The 15401-nt window shown below is 35.6% G+C and carries 16 protein-coding genes; all 16 read left to right on the forward strand.

The genetic code is table 11. The features are described from left to right. Positions 1-14 precede the first annotated feature (14 nt). The 16 genes from N2Z58_03670 (at position 15) to N2Z58_03745 (ending at position 15396) form a co-directional block, all read left to right on the forward strand. On the forward strand, positions 15-1007 hold the full coding sequence (locus tag N2Z58_03670; GenBank protein ID MCX7653764.1) for an NAD(P)-dependent glycerol-3-phosphate dehydrogenase: 993 nt from the start codon (positions 15-17) through the stop codon (positions 1005-1007). After that, positions 980-1753: a nucleoside triphosphate pyrophosphohydrolase gene (gene mazG / locus N2Z58_03675; protein ID MCX7653765.1), complete on the forward strand. Its 774-nt coding sequence runs from the start codon at positions 980-982 to the stop codon at positions 1751-1753. Before N2Z58_03670 ends, mazG begins: the two co-directional genes overlap by 28 nt. 4 nt (positions 1754-1757) lie before the next feature. After that, positions 1758-2462 (forward strand): 23S rRNA (guanosine(2251)-2'-O)-methyltransferase RlmB, encoded by a 705-nt coding sequence (gene rlmB, locus N2Z58_03680; protein ID MCX7653766.1) that lies wholly within the window; start codon positions 1758-1760, stop codon positions 2460-2462. Continuing rightward, positions 2459-2986, forward strand: a complete 528-nt coding sequence (locus N2Z58_03685) for a hypothetical protein (protein ID MCX7653767.1) — start codon at positions 2459-2461, stop codon at positions 2984-2986. The genes rlmB and N2Z58_03685 overlap by 4 nt, the downstream gene beginning before the upstream one ends. Then, positions 2967-4088, forward strand: coding sequence for an RNA methyltransferase (locus N2Z58_03690; protein MCX7653768.1), 1122 nt, complete (start codon positions 2967-2969; stop codon positions 4086-4088). The genes N2Z58_03685 and N2Z58_03690 overlap by 20 nt, the downstream gene beginning before the upstream one ends. Before the next feature lie 43 nt (positions 4089-4131). Next, positions 4132-6462, forward strand: a complete 2331-nt coding sequence (gene recG / locus N2Z58_03695) for an ATP-dependent DNA helicase RecG (protein ID MCX7653769.1) — start codon at positions 4132-4134, stop codon at positions 6460-6462. A 138-nt stretch (positions 6463-6600) separates the two neighbouring features. After that, positions 6601-6963: a glycine cleavage system protein GcvH gene (gcvH, locus tag N2Z58_03700; GenBank protein MCX7653770.1), complete on the forward strand. Its 363-nt coding sequence runs from the start codon at positions 6601-6603 to the stop codon at positions 6961-6963. 6 nt (positions 6964-6969) lie between these two features. Then, positions 6970-7407, forward strand: coding sequence for a hypothetical protein (locus N2Z58_03705; GenBank protein ID MCX7653771.1), 438 nt, complete (start codon positions 6970-6972; stop codon positions 7405-7407). A 194-nt stretch (positions 7408-7601) separates the two neighbouring features. Beyond that, on the forward strand, positions 7602-9017 hold the full coding sequence (gene pyk, locus N2Z58_03710; protein MCX7653772.1) for a pyruvate kinase: 1416 nt from the start codon (positions 7602-7604) through the stop codon (positions 9015-9017). A gap of 122 nt (positions 9018-9139) precedes the next feature. Continuing rightward, positions 9140-9361 (forward strand): 50S ribosomal protein L28, encoded by a 222-nt coding sequence (gene rpmB, locus N2Z58_03715; GenBank protein ID MCX7653773.1) that lies wholly within the window; start codon positions 9140-9142, stop codon positions 9359-9361. 32 nt (positions 9362-9393) lie between these two features. After that, a complete protein-coding gene (locus N2Z58_03720) occupies positions 9394-9759 on the forward strand; it encodes a hypothetical protein (protein MCX7653774.1) in 366 nt (121 codons plus the stop codon). 26 nt (positions 9760-9785) lie between these two features. After that, entirely contained in the window at positions 9786-10880 is a 1095-nt protein-coding gene (alr, locus tag N2Z58_03725; GenBank protein ID MCX7653775.1) for an alanine racemase, read from the forward strand. Continuing rightward, entirely contained in the window at positions 10877-11860 is a 984-nt protein-coding gene (locus N2Z58_03730) for an HD domain-containing protein (protein ID MCX7653776.1), read from the forward strand. The genes alr and N2Z58_03730 overlap by 4 nt, the downstream gene beginning before the upstream one ends. Further along, positions 11857-13914 (forward strand): type I DNA topoisomerase, encoded by a 2058-nt coding sequence (gene topA / locus N2Z58_03735; protein ID MCX7653777.1) that lies wholly within the window; start codon positions 11857-11859, stop codon positions 13912-13914. The genes N2Z58_03730 and topA overlap by 4 nt, the downstream gene beginning before the upstream one ends. A 35-nt stretch (positions 13915-13949) precedes the next feature. Further along, a complete protein-coding gene (locus tag N2Z58_03740) occupies positions 13950-14579 on the forward strand; it encodes a serine/threonine protein phosphatase (GenBank protein MCX7653778.1) in 630 nt (209 codons plus the stop codon). Continuing rightward, positions 14572-15396 carry a DUF368 domain-containing protein gene (locus tag N2Z58_03745; GenBank protein ID MCX7653779.1) on the forward strand — a complete coding sequence of 275 codons (825 nt, stop codon included), beginning with the start codon at positions 14572-14574 and terminating at the stop codon, positions 15394-15396. The genes N2Z58_03740 and N2Z58_03745 overlap by 8 nt, the downstream gene beginning before the upstream one ends. Positions 15397-15401 lie beyond the last annotated feature (5 nt).

The raw sequence follows: 15401 nt of genomic DNA on the forward strand, positions 1-15401 counted from the left end.
AAGGAGGCGTGTTGATGCAGTATTTCATTCTTGGTGCTGGTAGCTGGGGATGCACAATCGGTCAACTGATTAAGGATAACGGTCACAAGGTCGTTATTTGGGCTCATACTGAGGAGCTTGCTAAGAAACTTAATGAATCTAAGGCAATGCCACATATTCCGGACGTAAAGTTTGATGTACCAGTTACAAATGATATATCAGAGGGTAAACACTTTGATGTTGTAGTTATAGCAACTCCAACTCAATTCGTAAGAAATGTACTTCAAAAAATGGACTATAAGCCGAATGTAATATTGAATTTGTCCAAAGGAATAGAAATTTCTACAGGAAAGAGAATATCTCAAATAGTAGCGGAAATTTTAAATTGCGATTATGCCATTCTTTCTGGACCTTCGCATGCCGAAGAAGTAGCTTTAAAATTACCAACTGCTGTTGTTGTTGCTGGTAAGTACGCTGAAATCTTCCAAAAAGAATTTTCAAACGAATATTTCAGAGTTTATTTGCACAATGACATAGTTGGTATAGAACTTGCGGGAGCTTTAAAGAATGTAATAGCAATCGCAGCTGGAATTGTTGATGGACTTGGTGGATGGGACAACGCAAAAGCCGCGTTAATTACACGAGGACTTTATGAAATAACGCGCTTTTCAACAAATTTTGGTGCTGATCCCATAACGTTCATGGGCTTGACTGGAATAGGGGACCTTGTTGTAACTTGTGGGAGCAAGCATAGTAGAAACAGGAGATACGGCGAAATGATTGCAAAAGGTTTTGATCCAATTCAGTTGCTTGAAGCAAGTAAAGAAATTGTGGAAGGAGCTTACACTTGTAAAGCTGTTGTAGAGAATTATGGAGAGGACTTTGATTTGCCCATAATAAGGGAAATATATGAAGTAATATACAAGGGAAAGACTCCATTAGAGTCTATAAAGTCATTAATGAGTCGCTCGTTGAAAGTTGAGATGGAGGAAGTGAAGAAATGGTTGGAAAAGAATTTGAAAAACTAATCGAAATAATGGCAACATTAAGAAGCGAAAATGGTTGTGAATGGGATAAGGCGCAAACACATGAGTCTTTGAAACCTTATTTGATAGAAGAAGCATACGAGTTATTGAATGCTATAGATCTGAAAGATGACGAAGAACTGAAAGAAGAACTCGGAGATGTTCTATTGCAAGTAATATTTCATAGCCAAATTGCTTCAGAAAGAGGTGTTTTTACAATAGCCGATGTAATAAGAACTTTAAGTGATAAGCTTATCAGAAGGCACCCACATGTATTTGGTAATGCTGAAGGATATTCTTATGCAAGGTGGGAAGATATAAAAGCTAAGGAAAAGGGTGAAAAGAAAAGGACAAGTATAGGTGATATAAACCATGCGCTTCCTGGTCTATCGTTGGCAAGGAGAGTTCAAGAGAATGCAGCTGATGTTGGTTTTGATTGGACAAAAATTGAAGATGTTTGGCAAAAAGTTCATGAGGAAATAGACGAACTAAAAAACACAAATAGCTACGAAGAAACGGAAGAAGAAATGGGTGATTTACTCTTTGCGATTGTTAATTTATCGAGATTTCTAAATGTTGATCCAGAAACAGCACTCAGAAAAGCTACAGAAAAATTCATAGATAGGTTTGAAAAAATGGAAAAGATGATCGAAAGCCAGGGAAAAAAAGTAGAAGACCTGAGCTTGACCGAACTTGATGATTTTTGGAGTAAGGTAAAGACCATTGAAAAGGATGGGAAGGTTGGTTAATTGTATGATTGTGTATGGAAGAAATGTATTGAAAGAACTCCTTTTAAGTTCTCATCCAATTAAAATGATCTATTTTTCGGACAGCCATGACAAAGATCTCGATTCGCTGATACAAACAATTAAGGAAAAAAAATTACCTTACACAATCGCACCGAAGAATGTCTTAAAAAAATTATCAGGAGAAGAGAAACATCAAGGGGTAGTCATAGATATAGGAGATTTTCAATACGTTGATGAAAGCTATTTACCAGACAATCCGTTTTTAGTACTACTTGACCAAGTGCAAGATCCACAAAATCTTGGAGCAATAATAAGAACTGCAGTAGCAGCCGGTGTAGACATGGTTGTATTAACAAAAGATAACAGTGTGCACGTAACACCTGGTGCGGTTAAGGCCTCGGCGGGGACAGTATTTAGAATTCCTATTTTGATTACTGTGAACCTCGCACGTTACATACAATGGCTTAAGAATAAAGATGTATGGGTTTACGGAGCAGATGCACGTGGAAGATCTCTTTGGGAAGTTGAACTCGAACGTCCACTTGCGATAGTATTCGGAAACGAAGGCAGTGGAATAAGACAACTCGTTAGAGAATCCTGTGACGAATTAATTTCAGTACCAATGAAAACTCCTATAGATTCGTTGAACGTCTCTGTCAGTGCAGGAATAATCCTGTACGAGGTTTTGAGAAGAGAGATGAGTAGATGATAATCCTTTCGGGGAGTGCTACCTTACTTGACGAGTACGAACCTGATATATTAATAACAACCAGTATAAAAGGATACAACTTCGAAGTCCCGTATACATTTTTTTTCGATGGATTACGTGTTTTTATATATCAGTACAATGAACTCAAATATACCATAGAAAGAAAGACGGACATAAAGATAGAAAAAAAAATTCTCAGAATTCTCATAGGAAGCGAAATAGGGATACCAGAAAACTACATAAAACTCCCCCCAGATTTGTTTGTATGTTTTGAAAAAACATACTATCCTTCAAAGTTCTTCTACAGAAAAGCCCAAATGTGGATTGGAAGTCAAATCTCCTCAACTAAATTGTTGGGGCACATAATTTTTAATGGAGTGACAAATAGGGTTTTGTTCTCACCAGAAGGAAAGGAAAATGGAGTGTTATTTGAGGGGACAACATATTTAATACTGGATGACGAGCTACTTTCAACATCAAAAATGAACTCGAGAGGAGAGAAAAATGAAAACAACAGACAATGACTTGGTTGAAGATCCAAACTCAACTGATAAATTCACATTCATTGCATTTTGTACTGCCGGTTTGGAAGGTGCAGCATCTTTAGAACTTAAAAAAATGGGCTATAAGATATCATTTTCCTCCTCCGGGAGGATATTTTTTAATGCTTCTATCAGTGATGTACCGATCTTGAACATGAAGTTGAAGACCGTTGATAGATTAGCGCTACTACTATGCGAATTTGAAGCTCATACATTTGATGATTTGTATGAGAATATTTATAAACAAAATCTAAAGGAGATAATTGATAAGAACGGAAAAATTACAATAGAAAAAATCAAAGTTAGTAATTCAAAACTAAGCGCAACAGGAGCGATTGCATCAGTAGCAAAAAAGGCCATTATAGATTCTATACACGGTAGCAACGAAACAGGTCCAGAATACCCATTTATAGTTATTCTTAAAAATGATAAGGCTTATTTATTACTTGATACAACCGGAAAAGATGGTCTTCACAAACGCGGTTATAGACTAAAGTCAACAAGAGCTCCCTTGAGAGAGACCATTGCCGCAGCTGTTGTACTTCTCTCAAGATGGAACGAAAACATTCCTCTGTTCGACCCTTTCTGCGGTAGTGGGACGATACTAATTGAAGCAGCATTATTGAATATTCCAAACGTACACAGAATGTATGTTTCAGAGCAGTGGAAAATTTTAAAAGAAGAATGGAAAAAATTAAAAGCTAAATTATCCAAAAAAAATTTCTCGGGCGGGAAAATTTACGGATCGGACGTCGATTGCAATGCCATAGAAATAGCAAAACAAAATTACGCAAGAGCAAAGAGTATATTCAATGTAAACTATCACATAGAATTTATCTGCACTAACTTTAAAAAACTGAAGCCTGTTCATGATTCAGCTTATGTAATTTCGAACTTGCCTTACGGTCATCGGTTAGATATAGATATTCTTAGCGAAATACGTCTACTGAGGCAAAAGTTTAAAGATGCAAAATATTACCTTTTGCACCCGTCTGACAAATTTGAGAATTATTTTGGGAAAGCTACAAAGAAATTCAAGTTCCAAAACAGTGGAATATGGACCTATATGTACATGTATTACTAATTCCTAGGAATTTGTTTTCAAGTGTGAACAGTGGGGTGTTTCCATGCTATTGATTGAAGAATTTCTTGACACATGCTATCAAATAGCCAATCAATCAAACGAGACAAGTATAAATGAATTAATAGAGTACGTTGAGGATAACTTTGAAAACATAGACGATCCTTTGATGGCAGATCCTGAAATAAGAACGAAACTTCAAGAATTTTTCGAATATATAACATTTGCGAAAAAGCTTCCAAGCGAAAGAGCGTTTAAACGTTTGCAGCAAGTACGCGGTATGGTTGAACGGTTTAAATACAATTACCTCATAAGTAGCATCAAATGTTTGGAACAACCCAAATCACTTGATACACCAATAAAATATGCAAAGGGAGTTGGGCCATCGAGGGAAAAGTTACTTAAGAAACTTGGAATAAACACTATTGGTGATTTAATTAATTATTTTCCACGGGATTATGAAGATAGAAGAAAGATTATACCTTTAGCATTCATTAAGGAAAATGAAAAGATAACTACAAAAGGTGTAATAAAAAGTGTTGAAAAGGCTAAAAAGGGGGAACTTTTAATAATTACTGCCCTTTTGCAAGATGGAATAAGCCAAATTTTACTAAAATGGTTTAATCAAGAATTCAAAGAGACTGAAATCAAACAGCTTGTAGGTAAAGAAGTTTATGTAACAGGTACACCTAAACGCGGATTTTTTGGTGCTATGGAAATACAAAACCCAGAAATTGCGGTAAATGAATCTTCTGAAAGAGAAATCCTACCTGTTTATCCACTAACTGAGAATCTTACTCAAAAAACATTAAGAAAGATTATACAAGATAACCTTTTGGTAGTCTGCAACTGTGAAGACATTATACCCCAAGAAATTGTTAATTTAAGAAGATTAATAGATATTAAGAGTGCTTATGTAGGCATACACTTTCCAAAAAGTTCTTTTCATCAAAAAAGTGCAAGGAAAAGGTTGGCTTATGAAGAACTCCTACTTTTTCAGCTTGCACTTTTTCTGTCAAAAAGAAATATAGAAAAAATAGGTGGAATCCAAAAAAACTTCTCGGGAAAGCTTGCTGAGAAATTTCTCGAAACTTTGCCATTTAAATTAACAAATGCACAACTAAGAGCTCATGAGGAAATTAGAAAAGATTTAAGAAGCTCGAATCCTATGAATAGGCTACTTCAAGGAGATGTGGGAAGTGGTAAAACACTTGTAGCAGAACTGGCTATAATAGACAATTACGAAGCTGGATATCAAAGTGCGTTGATGGTACCAACGTCAATATTGGCAATTCAACATTATCAAAAAATATTCAACCACTTGACAAACCTGGGAATAAATGTCGCTTTATTGATAGGTTCGACTAGTCAAAAGGAAAAAGATAAGATTAAATTTTTGCTCAAAAACGGAGAAATAGACGTAATTATTGGTACACATGCACTTATACAAGAGGATGTTCATTTTTCAAACCTTGGACTTGTGATAATAGATGAGCAGCATAGATTTGGTGTAAAACAACGTGAAGAGCTGATTTCAAAAGGAAAAGTGGTTGATACACTCATCATGACAGCTACACCAATTCCAAGAACTTTGTCATTGACATTATACGGTGATTTAGATGTTTCAGTAATTGATGAAATGCCCCCCGGTCGAAAACAGATAAAAACATTTACGCTCAGACATACGAGGGTAAAAGACGTCTATAAATTTATAAGAGAACAAGTTATTGAAAACTCAGACCAAGCGTACATAGTGTATCCTTTAATTGAACAATCCGATCAGATAAATGCCAAAGCTGCTGAGGAAATGTATAAAACGCTAAGCAAAGAAGCTTTTCCTGATATTCCGATGGGTTTGTTGCATGGGAAAATGTCGGATATCGAAAAAAATGAGATAATGACAAAATTCGTCAAAGGTGAAATAAAAATACTCGTGTCTACCTCTGTTATCGAAGTTGGTGTTGATGTTCCCAATGCTACAATAATGGTGGTAGAAAACGCTGAAAGATTTGGTCTTGCGCAATTACATCAATTGAGAGGTCGTGTTGGCAGAGGTGAAAAACAGAGTTATTGTTTTCTTATAGTCAGTGAAGCGGGTGAAGAAGCCTGGGAGAGATTACAATTCTTTGCAAGCACAAACGATGGATTTAAAATAGCAGAATACGATTTACGGTTAAGAGGACCGGGTGAATTTTTTGGAACACGCCAACACGGGTTACCAGAGTTTAAAGTTGCAGATTTAGTTTCCGATGCTGAATTGATAATGTTAGCAAGGGAAGATGCGAAGAGTATAATTGAAAATTACCCAGAAAGTGTTATAATAAACAAAGTTTTAGAGATATACAGTGAAAGGATAAAACTTTTGGATGTTGGATAAGATGGAATTTATGATATAATAAAAACTAGAGTAAACCGAAACTTCTGAATAGCTTAAGACTTTTGAATTTTTTTCAATTCTTATCATTTTGCAATTTCGAATTCCTAAAACAGTACAAAAGGGGAGGTATAAAGTACTATGAAAAGGTATGCAAAAACGCACGAATGGTTTGATACTGAAACCGGACATGTTGGAGTTTCAAACTATGCACAAGAAAAACTTGGTGATATTGTTTACGTCGATTTACCCAAAGTTGGCAGAGTAGTAAAAAAAGGTGAGGTAATTGTATCACTTGAAAGTGTTAAAGCGGCCGGCGATGTTTATGCTCCAGTTAGTGGTAAAATTGTTGAAATAAACGAAAAAGTTAACTCTTCACCTGAACTTGTAAATCAGTCCCCAGAAGATGAAGGATGGCTTGTAAAAATAGAACCATCAGATCCTGCAGAGTTTGATGAACTATTAACCGAAGATGAATACAAAAAAGTTATTGAGGGGGAATAATAATCCATGACAAACATAAATGCTTACTCAGTATTAATGTTTATAGCCAATATTGTTCTTGCCGTTCCCATAATTTTGGCAGTTTTGCAGCAATCTAAGGCTTCGATGAATATTGCAAACGTTGTTTCAATAGTTTATTTCATGATTTCCATAGGCTTTTTTTCAGATGACTTCAAGGCCTTTTTCTCCAAACTGGGAATTTCAATCTCACCCGTTGCTTACATTATTATAGGAATCTTTACATTTTTTATTGCAAGAGATTTCGGCGAGTTAAAGGTAAGAGATGGTATGAGAAAATCCGTTTTCCTTGGATTAATTATTGTAGCATTAAATATCTTTGACTTTTTCCGTGTCGGAAACGCATCATTAATACCTTTACTTTCACTTACATGGGCGTTTGTTATATCGATTGTAATTGGCGTTATGAAGTGGAATATTCAATAAAATTAACTTTATTTCATTCAGAAACTATCGTAAGCCAAAGAATAATTAAAGAATAATTATTGTTAAGGCATTCCACATGTGGAATGCCTTTATTTTTTCAAATTTGTGGTATAATATTTCGGAAAATGGTTATTTCACGAGCAGCATCGAATATCCATTAAATTCACAATTTGAAATATTTAGGAGGTGTGATAATGAGAAAAACCAAGATAGTTGCTACCATTGGACCTGCTTGTGAATCTGAAGAAAAAATTATCAAACTTGCCGAATGCGGTGTTAACGTGTTCAGACTGAATTCATCTCATGAAACTATAGATGTGCATAAAGAAAGAATTAAAAGGTTGAAACAGGTTAGAGAAAAAGGTTACAATTTTTCCATATTGCTTGACTTGGCGGGTCCAAAAATAAGAACTGGAAGATTTGAAAGTGATTACATAACCTTAGAGCCTGGAACCGATGTTGAAATACTATGTGGTGAAGAATTCGTCGGAAATTCGAAAAGGTTTTGGATAAATTATGACAAACTCTATGAGGAAATAAAGCCCTTAGATAGGATACTTATAAATGATGGTGCGGTGGAACTCGTTGTAAAAGAAATCTTTGCTAAAACAAAAACTATACTTTGTAGCATTAAAAGAGGAGGAACAATTACTCATAAGCGCGGCGTAAATTTGCCGGGTGTTGATATATCTATTCCATCTATCACAGAAAAGGACAAGGAATTTATAAAACTCGGAAACGAAGAAGAAATTGATTTTTTCGCCCTTTCTTTTGTAAGAAAAGCAGAAGATATCATAGATGCTAAGGAACTAACAAGAATACCTATAGTGGCAAAGATTGAAACTTTACAGGCACTTGATAATCTTGAGGAAATAGTGAGAGTTTCAGATGCTGTAATGGTGGCGCGTGGAGATCTTGGTGTGGAAATACCGATTGCTCAAGTTCCTATCGCTCAAAAAAGAATTATCGAAATATCAAATCTGTACAAAAAACCAGTTATAACAGCTACACAAATGCTCGAAAGTATGATAAATAATTCAACACCAACAAGAGCAGAAGTTACCGACATATCGAATGCCATACTTGACGGTACAGACGCTATAATGCTTTCGGCCGAAACTTCGATAGGAAAATATCCCTGCGAAGCAGTTAGAGTCATGGATGATGTTGCAAAAAATACTGAGAAATACATGGAAGATTACGAATCGTTTAGGTTGGATTGGCTTAAAGAATATTCATCCAGCTTTGATTTATCAAGTGCTATATCCTACGCAGCAACAACTTTAGCAAAACACGTACAAGCTAAATTGATAATAACAGCAACAAGCACGGGTTCAACAGCTGTAAGTGTCTCGAAGTATAAGCCATCTATACCAGTAATGGCAGCAACGAATAACCCAGAAACTTATTATAGGCTTTGCTTGAGCTGGGGTGTCATGCCGGTAATGTTGGAAGAGCGTCTTACAACAGACGAAATGATAGAAAGTGTCATAAACAAGGCTAAACAACTTGGCCTTGCTCAGAATGGTGATAAAGTTATAATCGTTGCTGGTATTCCTTGGGGTAGACCAGGGACAACGAACACTGTTCAAGTTCAAGAAGTTAAATAAGTGAAGATAGGCAAATTTGCAAAATCCTACTTGAATTTAACAAGATAATTGGTATAATATACCACGTAACAGTGATTCCAAAAGTTCAAAATCGAAAATATAAAATAAAGGAGGAATTAACCATGGCAAAATGTGAGATATGCGGTAAAGAACCAAGAGCTGGGAAAAACGTTAGCCATTCAAACAGGCATACAAACAGATGGTTTAAACCAAACGTTCAAAAAGTTAGAATACTTCTCAACGACGGTACTGTTAAGAGGACGAACGTCTGCACAAGCTGTTTAAAAGCAGGTAAAGTTAAGAGATACGTGGGCAAAACACAATCCGTGACAGTGGAGGCATAAAAAGCGGGGACATCCCCGCTTTTTTTGAAGTTATGATTTTTAGAACTAAGAAATCTTACAAATTTTTCATCACTTTTGTTGCAATTTTGAGTACTTTGTTTGTACTCTATGTTTTTTTTCATCAAATTTCCACAGCTGTTTTAACATTGATATCAATTACGTACGCTGGCATATTGTTGTTAACAATTGAAGCTTTTTTCTATTTCGTGGAACTGGAAAATCTATTTATAAAAAGCCCGTATTTCAAGCTAAAATTAGATGATATAATAGATATTGAATATTCAGAATTTGGAACCAAGATCAGGACTCGTTGGAAAATCTACTATTTACCCCCGATCGAGAGAATTGAGATTTTGAAAGAACTGATAAAAAACCACAAGAGATACGTTTTGTACTGAAAATAGAAAAATAGGGGGAAATTCCAATGGAAAGTAGAAGGACGTTTGTTGTTATAAACGTGAGAAATTACTTAAGTAATTTATCCTTTTTTCAAGCACACTGTGCACCAGCCAAGGTCATGGCTGTTGTGAAAGCGAATGCTTATGGTCACGGTGCTGTACAATTAGCACGTGCGGCTGAGAGAGCAGGTATTGATTACTTTGCTGTTGCCTTTCTTGAAGAGGCTATAGAGTTAAGAAAACATGGTATATCAAAAGATATTCTTGTATTCAATTACGTTGAACCAGATATGCTTCACATTGCTCAACAATACGGTATAACAATAACACTTTATTCTTGGGAGCAACTACTTAAATACAAAAAACAATTTTGGAGACCAAAAGCTCACATAAAGATAGATACTGGTATGCGAAGACTAGGTGTATCGGTACAAGATGCAAAAGAGTTTCTCATAGCAGCAAGGCAGTTGGGTTTTGACGTGGAAGGTGCATATACACATTTTGCAGTTGCCGATAGTTTAGATGATGAAGATGTAAAATTCACTGTGGAACAAGCAGAGCTCTTCTCAAAACTGAGTTTAGATGTTCGAATAAAGCATGTTTGTAACAGTGGAGCATCCATATCTAAGATAGTGAGCTGTTTTGATTATGTAAGAATCGGAATAGCAAGCTATGGACTTCAGCCAAGTGAAAGTGTTTATAGTAACGAGTTAAAACCTGTATTGACTTGGAAAAGTATAGTTTCTCACGTTAAGAAAATACAACCTGGAGATAGCGTAAGTTACGGCAGAACTTTTAAAGCCTTTACACAAATGGATATAGCCACTATACCAGTTGGATATGCCGATGGATATTGGCGCCATCTTTCTAACAAGGGATATGTTCTCATACACGGTGAAAAATGTCCTGTGGTTGGTCGAATTTGTATGGACCAGTTTATGGTTGATGTAACGCATCTTGATAATGTGAAAATTGGTGATGAAGTTGTTTTAATAGGACAGCAAGGAAATAATAGAATAACAGCAGAAGAAATAGCAAGACTCGTCGGAACAATAAATTACGAAGTTACTTGTCGTATATCTGAAAGAGTACCAAGAAAATACGAGGGGATGGAATTGTGAATATACCTAAGGAATTACTTGAAAAGCTAAGACAACCTTACGTGGAAGAACTTGAAAAATTTATAGAAAAAGAAATCGATAGTGTATTCAAAATCAAAAGTAAAAAACTCCAGGAGACAAAAGATGGTAAAAAGTTCCTACTCTTAACACTCGAGGATAGGACTGGAAGTATTAGAGCAATAGATTGGTACAATGCTGAAAAGAACGACCAAATCCTTCAAACTGGTACCGTAGTCAGTGTAACAGGCAAAGTGGTTTATTTTGATGAAAGATTGCAGATCAACATATCGAATTCTGAAACAGCCATCAAAAAGCTTTCGGAGTCAGAATATGATATAGAAAGATTTGTTTCAAAAGCAAAAAATCCAGAAGAAATGTTTAATGAACTTCTGAATATGGTGAACAGTGTGAAAGACAAAGATTTTAGAAAGTTGCTTAATGCTTTTTTCGTTGATGACAGAAGCTTTGTAGAAGCGTTTAAGAATGCACCCGCTGGGATGCGTATACATCATGCTTACATGGGTGGATTACTTGAGCATTCTTTGAATGTGGCAAAAATAGTTGAGCAAGTGTGTGCACTATATTCTCAACTTGATAGAGATTTGCTTATTACGGGTGCTTTACTACATGATATTGGAAAAGTTAAAGAGTATACCATTACTCAGCGAGGTATTGAAGTCACAACCGAAGGTGAGTTACTTGGACATACAATTATTGGCATTGAATATATAGATAAAAAAGCTCACACCGTTCCTTATGAAAAAATGCTCAAATTGAAACACTTGATAGCGTCACATCATGGTGAGCTTGAATGGGGAGCACCCGTTGTACCGAAGACGGCTGAAGCACTTGTTTTACATTATATAGAGAATATGGATTCGAAGATAAATAGAGTCTTTCAAATTATTGAAAAGGAAGATAATGGAAAAGAGTGGAGTGAATATGACACAAATCTTAGTAGAAGATTTCTACTTAAATGAAAATAGCTTTGCGTGGTGATGATTTGATGAAAAACAGACAAAAAAAGAGTCAGGAAAAACTCAAAAAAAATAAATCGGAACATGAAAATACACATAATTTAAACGCTTCGACTGTTGTTATAGTAGAATCTCCAGCAAAAGCAAAAACGATAGAAAATATACTTGGTAAAGATTATCAGGTCATATCATCAAAGGGCCATATAAGAGATCTTCCTCAAAAAACTTTTGGAGTTGATCTTGAATCTCTAAGTATGGAATTCGAGATAATACCAGGAAAAGAATCTGTTGTTAAAGAGATAAGAAACGTTGTAGAAGGAAAAGAAGTGTTACTCGCTTCAGACCCGGATAGGGAGGGTGAAGCAATAGCATGGCATCTTGCAACATTGTTGAATCTGAGAGGTAAAAATAGAATTACCTTCTCTGAAATCACGCCGCGAGCTATTCAAGAAGCCATCAAATCACCAAGAGAAATAGACATGAACAAAGTTAATGCCCAACTTGCAAGAAGGGTTCTTGATAGAATTGTTGGTTATAAAATAAGTCCTTTACTGTGGAAAATTCTCAAAGATGCAAAAAGTGCAGGGCGTGTTCAGTCAGCAGCACTTAAACTTGTTTGTGAACGTGAAAGGGAAAGGTTTCAATTTGTACCTCAGAAATACTATAAAGTTTGGGTTGAAATAGCGGGATTGAAAGCAAACTTAACAAAAATCGGTAAAACAAAGTTAAAACCAACTGATATAGATAAAAAAATCGCTGATGAAGTTTTAAAAAGCGTGAAAAATGTTCAGTTGGTAGATATAGATATAAAAGAAATAAAGAAAAATCCGCCTTTACCGTTTATAACCAGCACGCTCCAGCAAGACGCTTCAAGCAAACTTGGTTTTCCTGTCGCAAAAACAATGAAACTTGCTCAGGATCTTTATGAAGGTATAGATACACCAAAAGGCCACATTGCGTTTATAACATATATGCGCACCGATTCCACAAGAATATCAGACGAAGCAAAAGAAGCTGCGGAAAAGTTCATTCTTGAACTATTCGGTGAAGAATATTTAGGCGAGGAAACCAAGAAAACATCCAAAGAAAAAAGCAAAACAAAGGTACAAGATGCGCATGAATGTATTAGACCGGTTAATATCCAACTTACCCCGGAAGAAGCAAAAAAGTTGCTTGACAAGGATCATGCCAAATTGTACGAGCTGATTTGGAAAAGGTTTATTGCATCTCAAATGAGCAATGCTGTTTACAAACAGTACAGTTATGATTTTAAGAGCGATGATTATGTATTTGAAGCTTCCGTTAGAGAAAGAGTATTCGATGGTTTTGAAATTGTTTATACCACAGACAACGAGGTAAGCGAAGAACACAAAGAGTTGATAATCGGAGAATCATACAGTGTAGAACCAAAAGCAGCAGAGTCAGAAACTACACCACCAGATAGGTACAGTGAAGCAACACTTGTGAAAACTCTGGAAAGCGAAGGAATTGGCAGACCCAGTACATATGCAACTATCATTCAAACACTTCTTGATAGAAAATACGTTGTAAAAAATCGTCGCACACTTGTCCCAACAGTACTCGGCTTTGTTGTTAACGATTATCTCGAAAAACGTTTCCCAGACATAGTTGATAAAGGATTTACTGCAGAAATGGAAAAGCAACTCGATGAAGTAGAAAATGGATTGAAATCATGGAAAGACGTTATAAAGAATTTTCTAAAAGAATTCAGTAAAGACTTACAAAACGCGGAGAATGAATTTTTTACTGTAGACTATGAAACCAACAAACCTTGCGAAACTTGTACTGAACCATATCACTTAAGAGTAGGAAAATATGGATTGTACTTAAATTGTCCAGGATGTAAAGTGAACAAATCAATCAAACCAGACACATTCGGAGTACTCCTTAACGGAAAAATGAACTTTATAGAAATTCAGCATGTTTCCGAGAAAGATGTTGAGGAAGCCGAAACTGAACAACAAGAAAATAAGTACAAAGATAGCAAAAGAAAAAGGTGGTATGCGAAAAGACAAAATAAGAAACGAGTTATATAAGGGTTAATTTCAATCAAAAGAGTTAAGGTGATTTTATGCTATGGGTTATCGGTGATATACACGGTTGTTTAAAACCTCTTGAAAAGTTATTATTAGAAATATCGCCCACAGAAAACGACAAATTAATATTCTTGGGTGATTATATAGATAGAGGCTCAGATTCCAAAGGGGTTGTGGATTGTCTGCTTGAACTTTCGAAAAGAACAAACTGCGTGTTTCTAAGAGGCAACCACGAACAAATGCTCTTGGATGTTATTGACAATGGTGATGAAACTTTTCTCTGGCTTATGAATGGAGCGCAAGCAACCTGGCGAAGTTATGGGAATTTGCAAAATCTTTCTCTAAATGAAGAGCACATTCAATTTTATAGAAATACCAAATACTATCATTTGGAAGATAGATATCTGTTTGTTCATGCGGGAATAAGACCTAAAATTCCACTTGAAAAACAAGATCCAAGAGACCTGATCTGGATAAGAGAAGAGTTTATAACAAAAAATCATAAGATGGGTTACATCGTTGTATTTGGACATACACCATTTCAAGATGTGTTCATAACCGAAGATAAGATAGGAATTGACACTGGATGTGTTTACGGTGGAAAACTTACAGCATACAATTTAACCTTGTCAAAGAAAGTGCAGGTGAATTGTGTAGATGCATAATATATCAAAACCAATTGTGGCTGGGCTATTGATGGGATGGGCAAATGTAATCCCCGGTGTAAGTGGGGGCACTATAGCAGTTATAACGGGTATATTCGAAAGGTTGATAAATGTAATAAATGAATTGACCAATCTTAGGTTTAAAAAGAATGATTTTCTGTTTTTACTCATAGTGGGAATTGGTATTATTACCGGTCTATTGACAGGTAGTAAGGTATTATCTTGGGCTTTCGAGAATTATTCTTTTTACACTTACAGTTTCTTTTTTGGGCTTATTTTGTTCTCATTGCTAAACATTAGAAAAGATATTAGCAAGTTTAGAGCTGTTGAATTTCTAATAGGGACAGCACTGGTAATAATACCTTATGCGGTTTATCCTGGAAATTTGCAAAGAGCTTTGGATGCCACAAACATAAATTATGTTTTTCTCTTCTTGGCAGGTGTTGTAGCAGGTGGATCTATGATACTCCCTGGATTAAGTGGTTCTTTGATGCTCATGATATTAGGATTTTATGAAAACGCGATTGAAATCGTTGCAAAACTTACAAAATTCGGAAGTTTCCAGATTAATGACTTTTTATTCTTACTTATCCTCGGCACAGGAGTATTGGTAGGTATTGGAATAGTTTCCAAAGTACTTAAGATTTGGTTTGAAAAGGCAAAAGAATCGATTCTTAACTTTATACTTGGCTTGATTGCTGGTTCTTTGTATCCAATAACACCTGCCTTTCATGGAAACGGAAGTACCCTTGGAATGTTTTTGTGGATTTTCATTGGTAGTGGAATAGTGTATCTCATGAACACAATTAAAGAATAAAATTC

Source organism: Fervidobacterium sp. (assembly GCA_026419195.1).
Taxonomy (GTDB): domain Bacteria; phylum Thermotogota; class Thermotogae; order Thermotogales; family Fervidobacteriaceae; genus Fervidobacterium.